Source organism: Streptomyces sp. NPDC002088 (assembly GCF_040296605.1).
Taxonomy (GTDB): Bacteria; Actinomycetota; Actinomycetes; order Streptomycetales; family Streptomycetaceae; genus Streptomyces.
Map to the genome: position 1 here is coordinate 322,299 of NZ_JBEOXO010000006.1, position 19,196 is coordinate 341,494.

General features: G+C 71.1%; 21 protein-coding genes and 1 pseudogene. 14 read left to right on the forward strand and 8 right to left on the reverse strand.

Annotation, left to right across the window (positions count from 1 at the left end; genetic code table 11):
* The first annotated feature begins 154 nt into the window (after positions 1-154).
* Entirely contained in the window at positions 155-1,339 is a 1,185-nt protein-coding gene (locus ABT114_RS15845) for a MarP family serine protease (protein ID WP_351142773.1), read from the forward strand.
* Here the strand turns inward: ABT114_RS15845 and ABT114_RS15850 are convergent.
* Positions 1,329-1,526, reverse strand: a complete 198-nt coding sequence (locus ABT114_RS15850; protein ID WP_351142775.1) for a hypothetical protein — start codon at positions 1,524-1,526, stop codon at positions 1,329-1,331. The two genes, ABT114_RS15845 and ABT114_RS15850, sit on opposite strands and share 11 nt — an antisense overlap.
* Positions 1,527-1,600: 74 nt before the next feature.
* Here ABT114_RS15850 and ABT114_RS15855 point away from each other — a divergent pair, with 74 nt between their 5' ends.
* Both ABT114_RS15855 and ABT114_RS15860 read left to right on the forward strand, forming a co-directional pair.
* Entirely contained in the window at positions 1,601-2,494 is an 894-nt protein-coding gene (locus ABT114_RS15855; protein ID WP_351142777.1) for a TIGR01777 family oxidoreductase, read from the forward strand.
* Positions 2,495-2,655: 161 nt separating this feature from the next.
* Positions 2,656-4,065: an NAD(P)/FAD-dependent oxidoreductase gene (locus ABT114_RS15860; RefSeq protein WP_351142779.1), complete on the forward strand. Its 1,410-nt coding sequence runs from the start codon at positions 2,656-2,658 to the stop codon at positions 4,063-4,065.
* 79 nt (positions 4,066-4,144) lie between these two features.
* On the opposite strand, the gene ABT114_RS15865 is transcribed toward ABT114_RS15860, so the two are convergent.
* Entirely contained in the window at positions 4,145-5,590 is a 1,446-nt protein-coding gene (locus ABT114_RS15865; protein WP_351142781.1) for an NsdA family TPR-like regulatory protein, read from the reverse strand.
* Between the two features lie 249 nt (positions 5,591-5,839).
* On the opposite strand from ABT114_RS15865, the gene lipB reads away from it, so the two are divergent.
* From lipB to ABT114_RS15885, 4 genes are all read left to right on the forward strand, one after another.
* Positions 5,840-6,637, forward strand: coding sequence for a lipoyl(octanoyl) transferase LipB (gene lipB, locus ABT114_RS15870; protein ID WP_351142783.1), 798 nt, complete (start codon positions 5,840-5,842; stop codon positions 6,635-6,637).
* Positions 6,638-6,747: 110 nt separating this feature from the next.
* On the forward strand, positions 6,748-7,713 hold the full coding sequence (lipA, locus tag ABT114_RS15875; protein WP_351142785.1) for a lipoyl synthase: 966 nt from the start codon (positions 6,748-6,750) through the stop codon (positions 7,711-7,713).
* Between the two features lie 280 nt (positions 7,714-7,993).
* The gene (locus ABT114_RS15880) at positions 7,994-8,194 is read left to right on the forward strand and encodes an SCO2195 family GlnR-regulated protein (protein ID WP_351142787.1); all 201 of its coding nucleotides are present in this window, start codon (positions 7,994-7,996) and stop codon (positions 8,192-8,194) included.
* Positions 8,195-8,263: 69 nt separating this feature from the next.
* A complete protein-coding gene (locus tag ABT114_RS15885) occupies positions 8,264-8,965 on the forward strand; it encodes a DUF4191 domain-containing protein (protein ID WP_351142789.1) in 702 nt (233 codons plus the stop codon).
* Positions 8,966-9,116: 151 nt separating this feature from the next.
* Here the strand turns inward: ABT114_RS15885 and ABT114_RS15890 are convergent, their stop codons facing one another.
* Positions 9,117-9,584: an RDD family protein gene (locus ABT114_RS15890; protein ID WP_351142791.1), complete on the reverse strand. Its 468-nt coding sequence runs from the start codon at positions 9,582-9,584 to the stop codon at positions 9,117-9,119.
* A 208-nt stretch (positions 9,585-9,792) separates the two neighbouring features.
* Here ABT114_RS15890 and glnA point away from each other — a divergent pair, with 208 nt between their 5' ends.
* Complete coding sequence (gene glnA, locus ABT114_RS15895) at positions 9,793-11,202, forward strand: type I glutamate--ammonia ligase (protein WP_351142793.1); 1,410 nt, start codon at positions 9,793-9,795, stop codon at positions 11,200-11,202.
* Positions 11,203-11,304: 102 nt separating this feature from the next.
* Here glnA and ABT114_RS15900 read toward each other — a convergent pair whose 3' ends face one another.
* Positions 11,305-11,559: a hypothetical protein gene (locus ABT114_RS15900; RefSeq protein ID WP_351142795.1), complete on the reverse strand. Its 255-nt coding sequence runs from the start codon at positions 11,557-11,559 to the stop codon at positions 11,305-11,307.
* 342 nt (positions 11,560-11,901) lie between these two features.
* Between ABT114_RS15900 and ABT114_RS15905 the strand changes: the two genes are divergently transcribed.
* The 3 genes from ABT114_RS15905 (at position 11,902) to pspAB (ending at position 13,829) form a co-directional block, all read left to right on the forward strand.
* The gene (locus ABT114_RS15905) at positions 11,902-12,159 is read left to right on the forward strand and encodes an SCO2583/SCO2584 N-terminal domain-containing protein (protein ID WP_351142797.1); all 258 of its coding nucleotides are present in this window, start codon (positions 11,902-11,904) and stop codon (positions 12,157-12,159) included.
* A 150-nt stretch (positions 12,160-12,309) separates the two neighbouring features.
* Complete coding sequence (gene htpX, locus ABT114_RS15910; protein WP_351142799.1) at positions 12,310-13,233, forward strand: zinc metalloprotease HtpX; 924 nt, start codon at positions 12,310-12,312, stop codon at positions 13,231-13,233.
* 2 nt (positions 13,234-13,235) lie between these two features.
* Positions 13,236-13,829 (forward strand): PspA-associated protein PspAB, encoded by a 594-nt coding sequence (gene pspAB, locus ABT114_RS15915; protein WP_351142801.1) that lies wholly within the window; start codon positions 13,236-13,238, stop codon positions 13,827-13,829.
* 47 nt (positions 13,830-13,876) lie between these two features.
* Here the strand turns inward: pspAB and ABT114_RS15920 are convergent, their stop codons facing one another.
* On the reverse strand, positions 13,877-14,152 hold the full coding sequence (locus ABT114_RS15920) for a hypothetical protein (RefSeq protein ID WP_351142803.1): 276 nt from the start codon (positions 14,150-14,152) through the stop codon (positions 13,877-13,879).
* A 135-nt stretch (positions 14,153-14,287) separates the two neighbouring features.
* A complete protein-coding gene (locus tag ABT114_RS15925) occupies positions 14,288-15,628 on the reverse strand; it encodes a DUF2252 domain-containing protein (protein WP_351142805.1) in 1,341 nt (446 codons plus the stop codon).
* 264 nt (positions 15,629-15,892) lie between these two features.
* Here ABT114_RS15925 and ABT114_RS15930 point away from each other — a divergent pair, with 264 nt between their 5' ends.
* Positions 15,893-17,077: a winged helix DNA-binding domain-containing protein gene (locus ABT114_RS15930; protein WP_351142807.1), complete on the forward strand. Its 1,185-nt coding sequence runs from the start codon at positions 15,893-15,895 to the stop codon at positions 17,075-17,077.
* Between the two features lie 130 nt (positions 17,078-17,207).
* On the opposite strand, the gene ABT114_RS15935 is transcribed toward ABT114_RS15930, so the two are convergent.
* Positions 17,208-17,522 carry a hypothetical protein gene (locus tag ABT114_RS15935; protein WP_351142808.1) on the reverse strand — a complete coding sequence of 105 codons (315 nt, stop codon included), beginning with the start codon at positions 17,520-17,522 and terminating at the stop codon, positions 17,208-17,210.
* Between the two features lie 165 nt (positions 17,523-17,687).
* Here ABT114_RS15935 and ABT114_RS15940 point away from each other — a divergent pair, with 165 nt between their 5' ends.
* Both ABT114_RS15940 and ABT114_RS15945 read left to right on the forward strand, forming a co-directional pair.
* On the forward strand, positions 17,688-18,056 hold the full coding sequence (locus tag ABT114_RS15940) for an arsenate reductase family protein (RefSeq protein ID WP_351142810.1): 369 nt from the start codon (positions 17,688-17,690) through the stop codon (positions 18,054-18,056).
* Between the two features lie 97 nt (positions 18,057-18,153).
* Positions 18,154-18,840: an SCO2207 family protein gene (locus tag ABT114_RS15945; RefSeq protein WP_351142812.1), complete on the forward strand. Its 687-nt coding sequence runs from the start codon at positions 18,154-18,156 to the stop codon at positions 18,838-18,840.
* A gap of 90 nt (positions 18,841-18,930) precedes the next feature.
* Here ABT114_RS15945 and ABT114_RS15950 read toward each other — a convergent pair.
* A pseudogene (locus ABT114_RS15950) lies at positions 18,931-19,026 on the reverse strand (alpha/beta hydrolase); the annotation flags it as partial.
* Between the last annotated feature and the right edge of the window lie 170 nt (positions 19,027-19,196).

Consider the following 19,196-nt stretch of genomic DNA (forward strand, 5'->3'; position numbering starts at 1 on the left):
CACCCGGTGGAACCATCGTCCCGGTCCATGACGTTTTTCTGGGTACACGCACGCGTGGCCGCTTCCGATCAGCCACGCGCGCGTGGCTGATCACTGGGACCGTCCCGCGCGTACTAGGAGACGCCCCCTGAGGGTCCGAGAGAAAGGCGGCTCCGTGGACCTGCTCGACATCGTGCTGTTGCTGGTGATCCTGGCCTACGCCGGGTCCGGCTACCGGCGCGGGCTGGTGGCCGGCTGCGTCTCGCTCGCCGGGTTCGTGGGCGGTGCGGTGGTCGGCGTGTGGATCCTGCCGTGGGTGATGGACCTGGTGACACCGGGGACGACGGCGGCGACGGTGACGGCCGTGCTGACCGTGCTGGTCCCGGCGGCGGTGGGCCATGAGCTGGCCGGGCGGCTGGCGCTGAAACTGCGCCGGGAGCTGGACCGGGGGCCGCTGCGGGTGGCGGACGGGGTCGGCGGGGCCGCGGCCAACGCGGTCGCCGTGCTGATCGTGGCGTGGGTGGCCGCGAGCGTCCTGGGCGCGTCCTCGTCCCCGCTGGTGACGACGGCGATCCGCGACTCGGCGCTGCTCGGGACCGTGCAGAAGGCGATGCCGGACACCACCCCGGCGTGGTTCTCGAACGCCACGTCCGCGCTCACCCAGGCGGGTTTCCCGCAGGTCTTCAACCCGTTCGAGAACGAGTCGACGGCCGAGGTCGCCGAGCCCTCCGGCGACAGCGTCACGGCGAGCGCGACCAACGCCGCCAAGCTGAGCACGGTGAAGATCGAGGGCGTCTCCGGCGACCAGGGCCGCGAGGGCAGCGGCTTCGTGTACGCCTCGCAGCACGTGATGACCAACGCACACGTGGTGGCGGGCATCGACAGCCCGGCCGTGCGCGTCGGCGGTGTCGGGCAGTCGTACGAGGCGCGGGTCGTGCTCTTCGACCCGGACAAGGACGTGGCGGTGCTGTACGTGCCCGGTCTGCGCGCCCCCGTGCTGCGCTTCGACGGCAGTGCCGCGCGCGGCGACCAGGCGGTGGTCGCGGGCTATCCCCAGGACGGCGACCTGAACCTGCAGGCGGCGACGGTCGCGAACCGGGTGAAGGCGACCGGCCAGAACATCTACAACGACGCCACCGTCACCCGCGAGATCTACTCGATCCGCTCGACCGTCCGCCCGGGCAACTCCGGCGGCCCGCTGCTGACCACCGACGGCCGCGTGTACGGCGTCGTCTTCGCCCGCTCCACCTCGGACGACCGGACCGGTTACGTCCTGACGGTGGCCGAGGTCTCCGCCGACGCCGAGCGCGCGTCGAGCGCGACGGCGCCGGTGGACACGGGCGACCTGATCACTTCGTAGCCCCGGAAGGAGCAACGAGGGGCAGCTTCGCGAGCGTCACAGGGCCGGCGCGCTCCGTGAAGAAAGGCTCGTGGGGCCGGCCTGGCGGCGGGGTGACCGCGTGCAGGTACGACCAGGTGGCGCGGTCGAGCCCGCCCAGGGTCTCCTCGTCGTTCCACGTGGCTTGGCGTATGTACGGCACCGGCATGGATGTCACCCTACGACGAAGACGACGAGCCGCCCGGCGGGGTTTTCGTGGGCCCACCCGGCAGGATGGTGAGCATGGAACGTGCGCGAATCGCGGTGGCCGGTGCGTCCGGTCTCATCGGCAGTGCTCTGGTGCGGTCCCTGACCGCGGACGGGCACGAGGTGGTGCGCCTGGTGCGCCGTGCGGCCCATGGCGCGGACGAGGTCTGCTGGGACCCCGCGGGGCGGTACGTGGACCCGGCCGGGCTCGACGGGTGCGACGTCGTGGTCAATCTGGCGGGGGCCGGGGTGGGTGACCGGCGCTGGACGGAGGCGTACAAGAAGAAGATCCACGACAGCCGGGTGCTCGGTACGGCGGCGCTCGCGGAGGCGGTGGCCACGCTGGACCGGCCGCCGCGGGTGTTCGTCAACGGCAGTGCGATCGGCATCTACGGGGAGACCGGGGAGCAGGTCGTCGACGAGGACGCGCCGGCCGGTCACGGCTTCCTGCCCGAACTGTGCGTGGAGTGGGAGGCGGCCGCGGCGCCCGCGCGGGAGGCGGGCGTGCGGACGGTGTTCCCGCGGACCGGGCTGGTGGTGGCGCGCGGGGGCGGGGCCTGGGGACGGCTGTTCCCGCTGTTCAAAGCCGGGCTCGGGGGACGGCTGGGCGACGGGCGGCAGTACTGGTCGTACATCTCGCTGCACGACGAGGTCGCCGCGATCCGGCATCTCATCGAACGTGACGACCTTTCGGGGCCGTTCAACCTGACGGCCCCGCAGCCGCTGACGAACCGTGAGATCACAGCGGCGATGGGGCGCGTGCTGCGCCGGCCGGCGCTCTTCTCGGTGCCCGAGCCGGTGCTGCGGGCGGCCCTCGGGGAGATGGCCGGAGACGTGCTGGGCAGCCAACGGGTGGTGCCGAAGCGGCTGCTGGAGTCGGGGTTCGCGTTTGCGTTTCCGGGGATCGAGGACGCGATCCGGGCAGCGTGACAGCTGCCGCGACCGTATGCGACCGCCGTGCGACCGTGCCCTGTACATGCGCGACTGTCCCTGACCGAACACAGCCCTACCCTCGATCCGAACTCGGGCATCCCGGACGCCCGTTGGGGGCATGACGTCTCCACCGGCCGCGCAACCTCGAGGAGGGGCACGTGCTTGAGCCCGCGTACCAGGCAGATGTCGTCGTAGTGGGAGCCGGGGTCGCCGGACTCACGGCGGCGCATCGGCTGTCCAGCGCAGGAGTCACGATCGCAGTCCTGGAGGCCGCCCCTTGCGTGGGCGGCCGCATGTCGACCGAGAAGGTCGACGGGTTCCGGCTGGACCGGATCGGACAGCTGCTGTCCACGTCGTATCCCGAACTGGGCCGGACCCCGGGGCTCGACGCGCTCGTGCTGCGCCCCTTCGCGCCGGGGGTCCTGCTGCACAGCGACGGCCACCGGCGCCGTGCGGGCGCCCCGGCGGGCGGAGGGGGCGCAAGGGGCGCACTCCACGCCGTACGCGCCCTCGCGAGCGCCCCCCGGCCCGCCCCCCTGCCCAGGCCCCTGCCCCGACCGCTCCCCCGGCCCCGGAACGGCACCCCGCGGCCGTCGTCCGTGCCCCGGGCCCGCACGGGCGCCCCGCTGGGCACCCCCGTCGACCAGGCCCGCCTGGGCGCCGCGCTCACCCGTATCGCGCACACCCCGGTCGAACGGCTGCTGTCCCGCCCCGAGGCGCCGGCGGCCCTCGCCCTCGCCGCCCGTGGCGTCCCCGCCCGGACGGTCGACGGCTTCCTGCGCCCGCTGCTCGCCGCCCTGCTGTGCGACCCGGACCTCACCACCTCCAGCCGGTGCGCGGACCTCGCGCTGCACTCCTTCGCGTCCGGCCGGCTGTGTCTGCCGGAGGGCGGGGCCGAGGTGCTGCCCGAGCTACTGGCGCGGACGCTGCCGCCGGGCACGGTGCGCACCGGCGTGCGGGTCACCTCGGTCGCCACCAACTCGGTGACCACGGCGGAGCACGGCGAGTTCCGCTGCCGTGCCGTCCTGGTAGCCACCGACGCGCGCAGCGCCGCCGAGCTGCTGCCCGGGCTGCGCGTGCCGGACTTCCATCCCGTGACGGTCGTCCACCACGCCACGGACGAGCCGCCGGAGACCGGCGCGGCCCTGCTGCTGGACGCCGACCGCGGCGGTCCCGTCGCGCACACCGCCGTGGTCAGCCGGGTCGACCCCAGCCGTGCGCCCGAGGGCCGGGCGCTCGTGTCGTCCACGGTGCTGGGCACGCCCCCGGCCGACCTCGACACCGCCGTACGGACGCACCTGGCCCGGCTGTACGGCACCTCGACCGCGCGCTGGGAGACCCTCGCCGTGCACCACACGGCCGAGGCCGTGCCCGCGATGCGGCCGCCGCACGACCTGCGGCGGCCGGTGCGGCTGCTGGCGGGCCTGTACGTGTGCGGCGACCACCGCGACACCGGCACGGTGCAGGGGGCGCTGCACTCGGGCCGGCGGGCCTCGGCGGCGATCCTGGCGGACCTGGGGGCAGCGGGGTCGATGCACGCGGCGGAGCAGCTGCGGTCGGCAGCCTGAGCCGGGCGGCCGCCCGCCCCTGGACCTGAGCGGGGCGGCCACCCGCCCCGGGCCTGAGCGGGGCGGCCGCGCCCGCCCCTCACCCCAGGGCGGCGGCCACCTTGTCCCGGTAGCCGCGCACGGGCGCCGCGTCCTTGTACGGCTCCAGCCTCCGCTCGAAGTCCCTGACGTACTCGATCGCCCGCACCGACCGCATCTCCGCCGCCTGCCCGGCCGCCTCGGCGCCGAGCTGGCATGCCTGGTCGAGTTCACCGAGGCCGAGCCGGGCGGAGGCGAGCACGATCCGGCAGAAGACCCGGCTGCGGGCGAAGGAGGGGGCGCGCAGTTGCAGGGAGCGCTCGGCGTGCTGGGCGGCGGCCCGGAACTGTTGCAGGTCCCGGTGGCAGTGCCCGAACTCGTCGGCGAGCTGCGCCTCGTCGAAGAACCGGGCCCAGTACGGCACCTCGTCCCCGGTCCGGGCCGCCTCCAGGGCGCGCTCGGCCCGGACGAGCGAGGAGGTGCAGGCGCGCACCTCGCCCAGCACCCCGTGCGCGCGTGCCTCGACCGAGTGCAGCAGCGCCTGCACGACCGGCGGGGCGTTGGTGCCGACCCCCTGCTGGGCCACGCGCGCGAGCTGCACGGCCTCGCGTCCGTGCGCGAGGTACACGGCCTGCCGGCTCATGGTGACCAGGACGAACGAGCCGTAGGCCCGGTCACCGGCCGCCTGCGCCAGCCGCAGCGCCTGCACGAAGTAGCGCTGGGCGAGTCCGTGCGCGGCGATGTCGTACGACGTCCAGCCGGCGAGCCGGGTCAGGTCGGCGGCCGCGGCGAACAGGCGGCGGCCGGTCTGCTCACCGTAGGTGCCGCGCAGCATCGGCTCGCACTCGTGCTCCAGGTAGCGCACGAGGGCCTGGCGGGCGTGGCCGCCGCCGTAGGCGTCATCGAGGGTGCGGAACAGCTCGCCGACCGAACGCAGCGCGGCGATGTCGCCGCCGGTGACGCGCTGCCCGGGGCCGCGTTCGGACTGGCCCTGGCCGCGCTGGCGGGGGACGGCGGGGCGGCCCTGGGCGGGCACCCGGGCGGGTGGTTCGCTGCGGGCGACCTTCTCGTCGGGCCGGCCGATCAGCCAGTCCCGGCTGGGCACGACGAGCCCCGCCGGAGTGAACGCGATCTTGCGGAGCTCGGCGTGGCTGCCGGAATCCTTGCGCCACAGCCCGCTGACGATGTCGATGGCCTCCTCGGGGGTACCGGCGAACTCCAGGCCCGCGTACACGGGGGCGCAGGCGTCCAGGCCGAGATCCTGGGCCGAGAGCCTGCGCCCGAGCCGGCGCGTGAAGACCTCGGCGATCAGCGCGGGCGTGGTGCCCCGGGGCTGCTGTCCGCGCAGCCATCGCGTCACGGACGTCTTGTCGTATCTCAGGTCGAGCCCGTGCTCGAGACCGAGCTGGTCCACGCGACGGGCGAGACCTGCGTTGGAGAACCCCGCTTCTGCGATGAGCGCGGCGAGCTGGCGGTTGGGAGTGCGCTGCGCGGGTCGGTCCGTCATCTGCGGTGCGGTCTCCTGCCTTTCGGGCCTCACTAAGGCCCTGCGGTGCCCGGATTGCCTGTGAGCAGCCCATATGGCCTCATGAACGGCGCGAATGTAGCGGAGCGTAAGCATCCGATCGCACATCTCGACGCTCATTCATCCGATCGTGTGAGGATTGGCCGCGCGGCTGACGGAATTCGGCCGGACGTACAGTGGCGTGGGCACGTTTCGTGCCTTACGACCCGACCTTCTAGGGAGGCGCTTGCCGTGAGTGAGTTGCGGTTCGTCCGCATGGGGTTCGGTGCCGATGCCGTCGAGTACCAGGAGGCGTGGGACGAGCAGCGCCGGGTGCACGCGGCACGGTTCGCCGACGAGGTCCCCGACACCGTACTGCTCCTGGAGCACCCCCCGGTCTACACGGCCGGCCGGCGCACGGCGGACAACGAACGCCCGCTCGACGGCACCCCGGTCGTCGACGTGGACCGCGGCGGCAAGATCACCTGGCACGGGCCGGGCCAGCTGGTGGGCTACCCCATCCAGAAGCTCCCGCGTCCGGTCGACGTCGTCGCTCACCTCCGCCGCCTCGAGGACGCGATGATCCGCGTCTGCGCGGAGTTCGGCGTCGAGACCAGCCGGGTGGAGGGCCGGGCCGGCGTCTGGGTGCTGGGCGACCCGGTGGAGCAGCGTCCGTCGATCGGCGGCCTCTCCCTGGACTTCGACCCGCGGCTGGCCGACGAGGAGTTCGACCCCCGCCTCAACGGCCCCGAGTACGCCCCCTCCAACGCCGGCCAGCGGCGCGAGGACCGCAAGATCTGCGCCATGGGCATCCGGGTCGCCAAGGGCGTCACCATGCACGGCTTCGCGCTGAACGTGAACCCGGACACATCCAGCTTCGACAAGATCATCCCGTGCGGCATCCGCGACGCCGGTGTGACCTCCCTCGCCCATGAACTGGGCCGCGACCTCACCATCGCCGACGTCCTGCCGGTCGCCGAGCGGCACCTGAAGGACGTACTGGGGAACGCGGAGCTGAAGCCGCGGGAGATCGAGCGGGCGTCGGTCTAGCCGTACGGGGGAATGCACCCCCGTTCCGCAAGGTTGCCCACACGCAGGGCCGGAAACAGTACGGGCGTACCCTGGTGTACGCCGACGAATCGAAGCTACAGGGAGCCGACGTGTCCGCAGTCGCACCCGACGGACGCAAGATGCTGCGCCTGGAGGTCCGCAACAGCCAGACCCCCATCGAGCGCAAGCCCGAGTGGATCAAGACCCGGGCGAAAATGGGTCCCGAGTACACGAAGATGCAGAACCTCGTGAAGAGCGAGGGCCTGCACACGGTCTGCCAGGAAGCCGGCTGCCCGAACATCTACGAGTGCTGGGAGGACCGCGAGGCGACCTTCCTCATCGGCGGCGACCAGTGCACCCGGCGCTGCGACTTCTGCCAGATCGACACCGGCAAGCCCGAGGCGCTCGACCGTGACGAGCCGCGCCGCGTGGGCGAGTCCGTGGTCACCATGGACCTGAACTACGCCACCATCACCGGCGTCGCCCGCGACGACCTGGCGGACGGCGGCGCCTGGCTGTACGCGGAGACGGTCCGCCAGATCCACGCGCAGACCGCCGGGCGCGAGGCCGGCCGCACCAAGGTCGAGCTCCTCGCGCCCGACTTCAACGCCGTCCCCGAGCAGCTGGCGGAGGTCTTCTCCTCCCGGCCCGAGGTCTTCGCGCACAACGTCGAGACGGTCCCGCGGATCTTCAAGCGGATCCGCCCCGGCTTCCGCTACGAGCGCTCCCTGCAGGTGATCACCGCCGCGCGCGACTACGGCCTGGTCACCAAGTCCAACCTGATCCTCGGCATGGGCGAGACCCGCGAGGAGGTCAGCGAGGCGCTCAAGCAGCTGCACGACGCCGGCTGCGAGCTGGTCACCATCACGCAGTACCTGCGCCCCTCCGTGCGCCACCACCCGGTGGAGCGCTGGGTCAAGCCGCACGAGTTCGTGGAGCTGAAGGACGAGGCCGAGCAGATCGGTTTCTCCGGCGTGATGTCGGGCCCGCTGGTCCGCTCGTCGTATCGTGCCGGCCGGCTCTACCAGATGGCCATCGAGAAGCGGGGCACCTACGTCGCCACGCAGGCCGTCTGACAGACCGTCACCCCCCTTGCCCCATACGGGCGCGAGACATACGCGTGAATTCGCGCACAAGATACTACCGGCCGGTAATGGCCGATACGACGCGGTCCTGACCGTCCTCGCAGATGAGGGCGTCCGTCAGGGCCGCGTCAGTCTTTCGGGCCCCCGCATCAAGGTTTCATTCGTGTTTGACCGGTCGGTCATGCCCTGGTAACACCAATCAGTGACGCTGGTATCACAGCACGTACACCCGCACCCGTACCCGGAGCCATACCGAGGGGGGACCTACACCATGCAGGCCGCGCCCGTTCGCGCCACAGCGATCCCGTCCTTCACCGACGCACTTCGCGCAGTCGAGTCGCTGCTCATGAGCAGCGGCCAGCGCACCGCCCGCCGCAACGCCTGGACCTCCGTCCTGGAGGACCGCCGCCGCGCCAAGGACCGGGTCGAGACGCAGCGCGTCCTCGAGGAGACCCTGTCCGCCCGCCCCTGAAACACACACCCTCCCGCTCTCCGGGCACTGCCGTCGTCGGCACTCCCGGGGACACGTAGACTTCGTGGCATGGCGAGGAAGGACAACGCGGCGGACGCCGCGAACCCCGGGCGACTGAAGCAGATCGCCCTGACCTACAAGATGACCCGCAAGGCCGACAAGAAGATCGGTCTTGTACTCGCGGCTGTCGGCATCATCACCTTCGGTGTCTTTCTCGCGATCGGTTTCCTGATCGGTCACCCCATCTATCTCGGCATCCTGGGCTTTCTGCTCGCCTTCCTCGCGTCGGCGATCGTGTTCGGGCGCCGGGCCGAGCGGGCGGCCTTCGGGCAGATGGAGGGCCAGCCGGGCGCCGCAGCGGCCGTACTGGACAACATCGGCCGGGGCTGGACGACGACCCCTGCGGTGGCGATGAACCGCAGCCAGGACGTGGTGCACCGCGCCGTCGGCAAGGCCGGCATCGTCCTGGTGGCCGAGGGCAACCCGAACCGGGTGAAGTCCCTGCTGGCCGCCGAGAAGAAGAAGATGAACCGCGTGGTCGCGGACGTGCCGGTGCACGACGTGATCGTCGGTACGGGCGAGGGCCAGGTCGAGCTGAAGAAGCTGCGCACGACCATGCTGAAGCTTCCGCGCGTACTGACCGGCCCGCAGGTCACCACGACCACCGACCGGCTGCGCGCCATGGGCGACCTGATGAGCAACATGCCGCTGCCGAAGGGGCCGATGCCGAAGGGCATGCGCCTGCCGAAGGGCGGGCCGAACGGCCGCTGACACCCCTCCTGCGCTACGACGACCTTCTACGAAGTAGGGGGCGCCCGGATCACTCCGGGCGCCCCCTACTTCGTGTCCCGCCCCGTAGGTTCTTCGTCTCCAGTCTCTTGGGTGCGCGCCTCCAGACCTCTTGGATGCGCACCTAGATCTCTTAGATGCGCACCTCGACCGTGCGGGCCAGCCGGTCGTGGAGCCCCCGGCCGTCGCGGTCCCAGATCAGAGCCGGGATGGCGAGGCACAGCAGGACCGTGCGCAGCAGGGCGCGCAGCGGCTTGACGGTGCCGGTCTCCAGGGCGACCACCCGCAGGCCGAAGAGGCGCTTGCCGGGGGTGCAGCCGACCGTGCCGAGGGTCAGGACGCCCAGCGCGAAGAAGACGAGCAGCGCCCAGTTGCCGGTCCGCTGGTCGTAGCCGTCCGTGATCAGGCCGTATGCGATCAAGAGGCACAGGCCCCAGTCCACGGCGAGGGCGCCGAGCCGCCGTCCCGGGCGGGCGATCGAGCCGGGCCCCTCCTCCGGCAGACCGAGCTGTTCGCCCCGGTATCCGAAGTCGGCACCGGCGTCTTCCATGGCCGCGCGCGGCCCGGAAAGCCACGATCCGATTGCTTGCCTGTTGTCCACCCGTCCACGGTACTGCGCCCGTATATGACCGGGGGACGTCGGGGTGTGTCGGGGCTACCTTGGAACCAGGGCTGGTTAACTTCTGCGAAACAAATGGGTCACGCCCGAGAAATCACGCATCCCTAGTGTCGAGGCAGCGTGTGCCACCGCACTGGCCGCACGAACGAACTACCACCCCGGCAAGACGGTCGGGAGTAGGAGGAGCTGGATGTTCCAGAACGCCGACGAAGCCAAGAAGTTCATCGCGGATGAGGACGTCAAGTTCGTCGACGTCCGCTTCTGCGACCTGCCGGGCGTCATGCAGCACTTCACGCTGCCCGTCGAGGCGTTCGACCCGGACGAGGAGCTCGCGTTCGACGGTTCGTCGATCCGCGGTTTCCAGGCCATCCACGAGTCCGACATGGCCCTGCGCGCCGACCTGTCGACGTCCCGTGTCGACCCGTTCCGCCGGGACAAGACCCTCAACATCAACTTCTTCATCCACGACCCGATCACGGGCGAGCAGTACTCCCGTGACCCGCGCAACGTGGCGAAGAAGGCCGAGGCCTACCTCGCCTCGACCGGTATCGCGGACACCGCGTACTTCGGTCCCGAGGCCGAGTTCTACGTCTTCGACAGCGTGCGCTTCAAGACCGCCGAGAACGAGTCCTTCTACCACATCGACTCCGAGGCCGGCGCCTGGAACACCGGTGCCATCGAGGACAACCGCGGTTACAAGGTCCGCTACAAGGGCGGTTACTTCCCGACCCCGCCGGTCGACCACTTCGCCGACCTGCGTGCCGAGATCTCCCTGGAGCTGGCCGCCTCCGGCCTCCAGGTCGAGCGCCAGCACCACGAGGTGGGCACCGCCGGCCAGGCCGAGATCAACTACAAGTTCAACACGCTGCTCGCCGCGGCCGACGACCTCCAGCTCTTCAAGTACATCGTGAAGAACGTCGCCTGGCGCAACGGCAAGACCGCGACCTTCATGCCGAAGCCGATCTTCGGTGACAACGGCTCGGGCATGCACGTCCACCAGTCGCTGTGGAGCAACGGCGCCCCGCTGTTCTACGACGAGGCCGGCTACGCGGGTCTGTCGGACATGGCCCGCTACTACATCGGCGGCATCCTCAAGCACGCTCCGTCGCTGCTGGCCTTCACCAACCCGACGGTGAACTCGTACCACCGCCTGGTGCCCGGCTTCGAGGCCCCGGTCAACCTGGTGTACTCGCAGCGCAACCGCTCCGCGGCCATGCGTATCCCGATCACCGGCTCGAACCCGAAGGCCAAGCGCGTCGAGTTCCGCGCGCCCGACTCCTCCGGCAACCCGTACCTGGCGTTCTCGGCTCTGCTGATGGCCGGCCTGGACGGCGTCAAGAACAAGATCGAGCCGGCCGAGCCGATCGACAAGGACCTCTACGAGCTGGCGCCCGAGGAGCACGCGAGCGTCGCGCAGGTCCCGACCTCGCTCCCGGCCGTCCTCGACCGCCTCGAGGCCGACCACGAGTTCCTGCTCGCGGGCGACGTGTTCACGTCCGACCTGATCGAGACGTGGATCGACTACAAGCGCACGAACGAGATCGCTCCGCTGCAGCTGCGTCCGCACCCGCACGAGTTCGAGCTGTACTTCGACGTGTAAAGAAGGACGCCGAAGTCCTGCACTTCGACGTCACAGGCTGAGGGCCGCCACCTGAAACGCTTCAGGTGGCGGCCCTCAGCCGTGCTCCCGGTCACCTCACCTTCAGCCCACCACGATCACGACGACGGCGCCGTTGTTGAAACCGTTGTTGAAGCCGTTGTTGAAGCCGAAGCGGTTGCCGAAGCCGTAGTTGCAGTTGTTCCACCAGCCGCCACCGTAGAAGCAGCCACGGTTGGTGGAGACCTGGGCCGGAGCGGCCGCCGAGGCCGTGCCGGCCGCGGCGATCGTGGCGCCACCGGCCATCAGGATGCCGACAGCGGACGCCGCGGCGAGACGCCTAGCACGATGTGCATTCATGGACGTACCTTCCTTCCACCCTTCGTGCGGTTCTCGAAGCACGAAACGGATGGCCGCGACCTCAGAGTGAAAAGTCCGGCGCGGTCGTAGGTCTGGCCGCCTGAGTTACCAGGAACAGGGCATTCGGATGCCCTGGTGAGCAGGGATGACGCCAGCGAAGGGCGTACCCCGCACTGCGGCTCTCTCCTGATCAATGCTAGCCGCCCCTCGATCGCTCAGCATCCTGGACGAAAAGCGCTGCTGGGGCGTGGTGGCCCGGGCAACCTTCCGCGCTTCACAGACTTCCTACAGTCGGGGGATCATCCCTCCTGGAGTCTGTTGGACGAGAAAGGTTGAACGGGGATGACTGAACAGGACGACTGGGAGCGCGAGTTCGACCACAGATGGGCGAGCGCGGCCGAGCACAAGGAACCCTCGGCCCGGGCCCGGATGCTCGCCGCCCGCTGGAAGGAGAACCCCCCGGACCCGGCGCCGTTCCGCGCCCACCCCGCCCCGGCCGGGCCCCGCCGGTCGTCCTGGGTGTCGACGGCCATAGTCCTCGGCTGCGTGGTCGCCGTCATAGCCGTGCTCGGGTACGCCCAGATGCGGGCGACCTACTAGGGAGACCGGGCGTGCGCTGACGCAGCGCGGGCGGGCGGCGACGCACAGGGACCTTTTGCTGCTCCTAGGGCCGTTCGGAACCACTTCATGGGAATCCGCAGGTGCACACTGGGCAGTGGGGACGAGTGCCTGACTGCGGGGTGAGGCAAGATGCAGAGCCGCTTCCAAAGCGATCGGCGGCTGACCGTGCGGATGGCGGTCACGCTGTTCCTGCTCGGACTGCTGTACGTGGCGTTCGTCGCCGCGTTGATCGTGTTGCTGAAGTCGTGGGTACTGGTCGTCGTCATCGCGGCGGGTGCCCTCGCCGCGCAGTACTGGTTCTCCGACCGGATCGCCCTGTACGCGATGCACGGCCGGGTCGTGGAGCGGGAGGAGTATCCCGAGCTGCACGCCGTGATCGACCGGCTGTGCGCAATCGCGGACATGCCGAAGCCGGTGGTCGCCGTGTCCGCGATGGACATGCCGAACGCGTTCGCGACCGGGCGGAATCCCGACCATGCGGTGATCTGCGTGACCACCGGGCTGCTGCGGCGGCTGGAGCCCGCGGAGCTGGAGGGCGTACTGGCGCACGAGCTGTCGCACGTGGCGCACAAGGACGTCGCCGTGATCACGGTGGCGTCCTTCCTCGGCGTGATCGCCGGCCTGATCGTACGGTTCGCCTTCTACTCGGAGCTGTTCGGCGGGCGGGGCCGCAAGGATCAGAACACCCTCGCCGTGTTCGCCGCCGTGATGGGCATCTCCGCAGCGGTCTACGCGATCAGCTTCCTGCTGATCAGGGCCCTGTCCCGGTACCGCGAGCTGGCGGCGGACCGGGCGGCGGCACACCTGACCGGGCGGCCCTCGGCACTGGCCTCCGCGCTGACGAAGGTCTCCGGCGACATCGCCCGGATCCCGACGAAGGACCTGCGCACGGCCCAGGCCTTCAACGCCTTCTACTTCACCCCTGCGCTGGGCGCCGAGCCCGGCATCGCGAAGCTCTTCTCCACCCACCCGAGCCTGGAGCAGCGGCTCGACCAGCTGGGGCGGATCTCCGCTGAGCTGGGCGAGGCCGCGACGCCCGGGAAGGCGGGCTGAGGATGGGGCTGCTGGACATCCTGCTCGGCCGTACGAAGCCGGCCGTGCCCGATCTCGACCAGCTGTTCGCGCTGCCGTCGGCGGCGGTGACGCTGGAGGCGGCGGCCGGGTTCACGCCGACCGGCCAGGGTGCGGTGTGCTTCGCCACGGTCGAGGGTGCGGCCTTCGAGCAGGCGCACCGGGAGGTCCAGGCACTGCTCGACGCGGACGCCGACCGCACCGGCCCCCCGGTGGAGCTGACGCAGGACGACTACGGCTACTCCTGGCTGGTCTCCCGCCGCGCCCCTGACGAACTGTCGCTCCTGGTCAACGACCTGCACGCGGTGAACACGTCAATGGAGGTCAACGGCTTCGGGCCGCAGTTGCTGTGCTCGCTGGCCGGATTCGAGGAACGGGGGACCGACCGGGGGCGCAGGCTGGCGCTGGTGTACCTCTACAAGCGCGGCACCTTCTACCCCTTCGCGCCGCTGCCCGGCCAGGGACAGCGGCGCGACAACGCGCTGGAACTCCAGGTGAAGGCGGCGCTCGCGAACGACCTGCGGGTCGAGGCGGACCTGAGCCGCTGGTTCCCGGTGTGGGGCGCCCCCGGCCTGTGACGGCCGGAGGCGTGTAGAAGGGTTGGTCTGCCGGTTCGTTTGCCGGTTCAGTTGCCGCGGTCCTGGCGGCGGGCCTCGAAGGGGCGCTCTCGACGGTAGCGGCGCTCCCACTTGGCCTGCTGGTCACGGCGGGCTCGGTACGCCTGGTAGGTGGCGGGTGCCGATCCCGTCGGGGTGCCGGCGCCCGGCGTGGACGCCGAGGACGAGCCCCGCCCGTACTGCGTGTACAGGTAGAGCAGAGCGGCGGCGGCCAGCCACCAGACGTGGTTTCCGAATCCCATGACCACCAGGACGACGGCTCCGGCCATGATGATTGTGCCCATGACTGGTATCTCCGATATCTCCGTGTCCATGGATGTGTGGGTGTGTGGTCGTCTCCAGCGTAGGGAGCCGGTCACTCCGCGTGCATCTCCTTTTATGCGGCGTGAGCGAATGGGCGCATGAGTGAGTCGTCGCGGTCAGATCTCCGGTGCGGCCGCCACCACCCCGGCCGCGACCGCCGCGCCGAGGGCCGCGTGGTCGGCGGCGGTCTGGTCGGCGTAGCTCAGGGCGAAGTCGGTGACGGCCCGGTCGAAGGTGTCGGCGCTGCCGAGGTAGGCGGCGATGGCGATACGGTCGCCTGAGCGGGCGTGTCCGCGGGCCAGGGCTGAGCCGCACAGGCGGGCGTACGTGTGGAGGGCGGCCGGGCTCATTCCGGCGACGTCCGCGGAGCCCTTCATGTCGCGCAGCTGCCGCCAGTAGTAGGCGCGGCCCTGCGGACCGGTCATCCATCCCAGGAAGATGTCGCCGGCGGCCTGGAGCAGCCGCTGCCCCACGACGACCCGGTGACCCGGGTGGGTGTACGGCCCGCTCGGCAGATGCTCCTCCAGTACGGACTCCCTGGCTTCCTTGATCTGGAGGAACAGCGGGTCGTCGTCGTCCCGTCCGGCGAGCAGCACGATGAAGCAGCGGGTGCCGACGCTGCCGACACCGACGACCTTGCGGGCGGCGTCGACGAAGCGGTAGCGGTGGAGGAGCAGGCGGCGTTCTTCGGAGAGCGTGGAGCGGTAGTCGCTGAAGATCTTGCGCAGCGCGGCCGCGTCGGAGGCTCCGGCGGACTCCAGGAACGGCGGGTCCTGGATGATGCGCCGCCGGCCGTCGACGGTCTCCGTCAGCTTGCCGAGGGCCTGCAGGCTGGTGCGGCGGCTGGCGCGGGTGAGGCTGGACTCGACGCGGCGGTCGCGGCGGCCGGAGCGGACCAGGGGCAGCAGCCGTTCGGCCTCAATGCGCTCGTGCCAGACGGCGAGTTCACCGCGCCCGGCCAGCCGTCGCATGGTGGTGCGGTATCCGGCCACGGCCGCCAGGACGCCGTGGCGGACCTTGGTCTCGGTGTGCCCGTTCTCCCGGGCGGCCACGGCGACGGAGGCCGCCAGCCGCTTGACGTCCCACTCGAAGGGCCCGGGGAACGTCTCGTCGAAGTCGTTGAGGTCGAAGAGCAGGGCGCGTTCCGGGGAGGCGTACAGACCGAAGTTGAGCAGGTGGGCGTCGCCGCACAGCTGCACGGTCAGGCCGGTGTGCGGCTGGGAGGCGAGGTCGCCGGCCATCACGGCGGCCGCCCCGCGCAGGAAGGCGAACGGCGAGCGGGCCATGCGCCCGTACCGCACCGGCAGCAGCTCCGCCAGCCGGTCCCGCCCCTGCCGTTCCAGTACGGCGACGGGGTCGGGCCGTTCGACGGAGGGCAGCCAGAGGCCGTGGGCGGAGCGGGGTACGTGTTTGCGGGCGTCCTTGCCGCGCTGGGCGCGGTCGGCCGGGGTGGTCATGGGCCGGGCCCGGGCCGGGCCGCGCCGAGCACCGGGGCGGCTCCCGGGAACGTCGCCCGCGCCCGTCTCCGCATGCCGTGCAGCTTCATCCGACCTCCCTGCCGCATTCACCCTCTGAGGGCAGTGAAGGCCCCGGGCGGGGGTGCCGCATGCCCAGTACGGCGATCGTGTGACGGGCCGCGATCGTCATGGGAGGGTCCCGGTTGTCAGTGGCGTCGGCGAGGATGCCCTCAGGACGGCGGTGCACGGCGGGCGGAGGTCGGCATGGGCGAGAAGCGGCGATACATCGGCGTGGTGGAGCGGCGGGCCCGGCTGGCGCTGCGCCACCGGCTGGCCGGTACGGCACGGGCGGCGGCCCCCGAGGACATCGCCCGCTCCCTGGTCGCCCTGCACGGCACGGACCCGGCGACGGTGTACCTGGCCGTGGGCGCGCGCCTGACGGAGCCGGCGACGACCGTCTCCGCGACCGACCGGGCGCTGTACGAGGACCGCACGATGGTCCGGATGCACGGCATGCGGCACACGGTGTTCGTCTTCCCCACGGACCTCACTGCGGTCGTGCACGCCTCGACCGGCCTCGCGGTCGCCGCCCGCGAGCGCGCCTCGCTGGTCAAGGGCATGGCGAAGGCCGGCGCGCCCGACGAGGCCTGGCTGAAGGAGGTCGAGGAGTCGGCCCTGGCCGTGCTGGGCCGACGCGGACAGGCGACGGCGGCCGAACTCGCCGGGGACGAGCCCCGGTTGCGGGAGCAGTTCGTGTACGCGGCCGGGAAGAGCTACGAGGGCGTCCACACCGTCTCGACCCGGCTGCTGCGGGTGCTTGGGGTGGAGGGGAAGGTCGTCCGAGGCCGCCCGCTGGGCTCCTGGACATCCAGCCAGTTCCGCTGGGCCCTGGCCCCCGAGCACCCCGAACTGGACGCCGCCGCGGCGCAGGCGGAGCTCATGCGCCACTGGCTGACGGCCTGCGGTCCGGCGACCGAGGCGGACCTGAAGTGGTGGACGGGGTGGCGGGTGACGGATGTCCGCCGGGCGCTGGCCGCGATCGGGGCGCGGGAGGTGGAGCTGGACGCGGGCACGGGGTACGTCACCTGCGGCGACGTCGCTCCCGTAGCGGGGCCCGGGGAGCCGTGGGCAGCGCTGCTCCCGGGGCTCGACCCGACGGCGATGGGCTGGCAGCAGCGCGACTGGTATCTGGCGCCCGAGTTGCGTCCTGCGCTGTTCGACGGCAGCGGGAATGTGGGGCCGACGGTGTGGTGGGACGGGCGGGTGGTGGGGGCTTGGGCGCAGCGGGCGGACGGGGAGATCGTCTGGCGGCTCCTCGACCCGGAGGGGGTCGGCCGGGAGGCGGAGGCGATGATCTCGGCGGAGGCCGAGAGGGTGCGGGGGTGGGTGGGGGCGACGCGGGTGACGCCGCGGTTCCGGACGCCGGTGGAGCGGGAGTTGGCGGGGTGACCTGGGTTGGTGCTGGGGGCGCACAGCCCGGCGCTCACGGGGTGCCGCACCCACCCGTCCCGCGGCACGCATGCCCGCGGACCGACGGCGCCGGGCGCCGTCGAAGAGAGACGGCACCCGGCGCCACGACTCACCTCGCGTATCGCATCAGCGCGCGCACCATGTGGCACGTCGTGTCCGACGGCGGGTGGACGCCGATCTGTTCCGCTGTGCTCCGTATCGTCTCGTTGCGGGCCTGGTTCGGCACGTAGACGCCCGAGTCGAGGAGGGCGATGGCGAGGCGCATGGCCTTGAGGCGGCGGTTGTGCGTGACGTACCACTCGCGTGGACGCCCGGGCGGCAACGGCCGCTTCTCGACCGGCGCGTAGGGCATGTCGAGCAGGACGGAACGCTTCGCGGTGGACTGGGTGGGCAACGGCTTCGGCTTCAGTGCGGCAGCGGGCACAGGCATCCTCCTGTCGCGGTCAGGGCGCCGTCCGGACTTCCCGGCGACACCCTCGAACACTGCTTCTATTCTACCGCCCGGCACTGACAAAAGCCCCTGGCCACAAGGGCTTTCGGGGGCCCAGTGGCGGCTGTGGAAAACGAGTTTTCGCGTACCGTGGGCGCCATGGAAATCTGGATCAATCCGGCCTGCTCCAAGTGCCGCAGCGCCCTCACCCTGCTCGACGCCGAGGGTGCCGACTACACCGTCCGCCGCTACCTGGAGGACGTACCGACCGAGGACGAGATCAGGGCCGTACTCGACCGCCTCGACCTCGAACCGTGGGACATCACGCGCACCCAGGAGGCCGACGCCAAGGAGCTCGGTCTGAAGGAGTGGGCACGGGACGCCGGTTCGCGTGACCGGTGGGTCAGGGCGCTCGCCGAGCACCCGAAGCTCATCCAGCGTCCGATCATCACCGCGGACGACGGCACGGCGGTCGTGGCCCGTACCGACGAGGCCGTGCAGGACGCCCTGTCCCGAACCGAGGTGTGACGCAGGTTACTTCGGTTGACTCCTGTAACCGCTGAGTAACTTCGTTCGGTATCTCGTACATAGCGGCGTACGCTCCCCTACCTCTCAGGAGGCGCGGATGTCGCGCAGGAGAACACTCAGCACGAAGAAGAAGCTCGCGCTGCTGGTCAGTGCCGCGGCGGTGGCGGGCGGCGGTGCCTTCGCCATGGCGAGCACCTCCAACGCCGCGCAGACCCCCCGGACCCTGTCCGCCGGGGACTCGACCGTCTGTCAGGGGCTCGCCACCGCCCTCGGTAACAACCAGAAGTTCATCGACGGTCAACGGGCCGCTCCGGACGCACAGTCCGCGGCCCGGATCGCCAACCGCGAGGCGGTCATCGCGCAGATCAAGGTGCAGCAGAAGGCGTCCGGATGCACGGTTGGGGAGTCGGCTCAGGGCTCCCAGACCACCCAGCCGGCGCAGACCGCCCCCGCACAGACCGCCCCCGCAGGAAACGCCGGGAACGCCGGGAACACGGGAAACACCGGCAACAACGCCGGTGGCGCCGCCGCCTCCGGTCAGCAGGTCTGCAACGGCTCGACGGTCACCCTCTCGGGTGAGGGCGGCGCTCCGGCCGCGTCCAGCAACCAGTTCCCGGCGGGCACGAAGCTGAAGGTCACCAACCTGGACAACAACAAGTCCACGACGGTGGAGGTCACCGGGGTCTCCGGCAGCTGCGCCCTGCTCAACAACGCCGCTTTCGAACAGGTCCGTGAGCCCGGCAAGTTCCTGATCCGCCGGGCCCTGATCGAGAAGGTGGGGTGAGGCTCGGGGCTGGAGGAAACCCGTGAGGTGGCGCCCCAGTTCCGCCACCTCGTACGTGTCACCGGTCCTGCTGCTCCCGGCCAGGAGCGGCAGGACCGGCAGGGCGTGAAGCAGGTACGCCGCCTTGTACCCGGCGAAGCACTGGGTCGGGTCCAGGAGGAACAGGCGGCGCACCTGGCCGGGCGCTTCTCACACCCATCGCATACGAGACGGCATGCGGGACGATCTCTCCGGGCTCTGCGACCGCGAACGGCAACCATCCTCCGCCCGGGTGTCCTCACACCGTGAAACGCGCCACAGCACCGCCAGGTAACACGGGGTTCACAATCGGGCAATGACCGGGAAATGGCCTGTTG

What these genes read in the sequence shown, in the direction of transcription:
- pspAB (WP_351142801.1), top strand. Translation starts at nt 13,236, where the DNA reads ATGGGGCTGCTGGACATCCTGCTCGGCCGTACGAAGCCGGCCGTGCCC.
- ABT114_RS15920 (WP_351142803.1), bottom strand. Translation starts at nt 14,152, where the DNA reads ATGGGCACAATCATCATGGCCGGAGCCGTCGTCCTGGTGGTCATGGGA.
- ABT114_RS15930 (WP_351142807.1), top strand. Translation starts at nt 15,893, where the DNA reads ATGGGCGAGAAGCGGCGATACATCGGCGTGGTGGAGCGGCGGGCCCGG.
- ABT114_RS15940 (WP_351142810.1), top strand. Translation starts at nt 17,688, where the DNA reads ATGGAAATCTGGATCAATCCGGCCTGCTCCAAGTGCCGCAGCGCCCTC.
- ABT114_RS15925 (WP_351142805.1), bottom strand. Translation starts at nt 15,628, where the DNA reads ATGACCACCCCGGCCGACCGCGCCCAGCGCGGCAAGGACGCCCGCAAA.
- ABT114_RS15850 (WP_351142775.1), bottom strand. Translation starts at nt 1,526, where the DNA reads ATGCCGGTGCCGTACATACGCCAAGCCACGTGGAACGACGAGGAGACC.
- ABT114_RS15945 (WP_351142812.1), top strand. Translation starts at nt 18,154, where the DNA reads ATGTCGCGCAGGAGAACACTCAGCACGAAGAAGAAGCTCGCGCTGCTG.
- ABT114_RS15880 (WP_351142787.1), top strand. Translation starts at nt 7,994, where the DNA reads ATGCAGGCCGCGCCCGTTCGCGCCACAGCGATCCCGTCCTTCACCGAC.
- ABT114_RS15865 (WP_351142781.1), bottom strand. Translation starts at nt 5,590, where the DNA reads ATGACGGACCGACCCGCGCAGCGCACTCCCAACCGCCAGCTCGCCGCG.
- htpX (WP_351142799.1), top strand. Translation starts at nt 12,310, where the DNA reads ATGCAGAGCCGCTTCCAAAGCGATCGGCGGCTGACCGTGCGGATGGCG.
- ABT114_RS15855 (WP_351142777.1), top strand. Translation starts at nt 1,601, where the DNA reads ATGGAACGTGCGCGAATCGCGGTGGCCGGTGCGTCCGGTCTCATCGGC.
- ABT114_RS15885 (WP_351142789.1), top strand. Translation starts at nt 8,264, where the DNA reads ATGGCGAGGAAGGACAACGCGGCGGACGCCGCGAACCCCGGGCGACTG.
- ABT114_RS15905 (WP_351142797.1), top strand. Translation starts at nt 11,902, where the DNA reads ATGACTGAACAGGACGACTGGGAGCGCGAGTTCGACCACAGATGGGCG.
- glnA (WP_351142793.1), top strand. Translation starts at nt 9,793, where the DNA reads ATGTTCCAGAACGCCGACGAAGCCAAGAAGTTCATCGCGGATGAGGAC.
- ABT114_RS15900 (WP_351142795.1), bottom strand. Translation starts at nt 11,559, where the DNA reads ATGAATGCACATCGTGCTAGGCGTCTCGCCGCGGCGTCCGCTGTCGGC.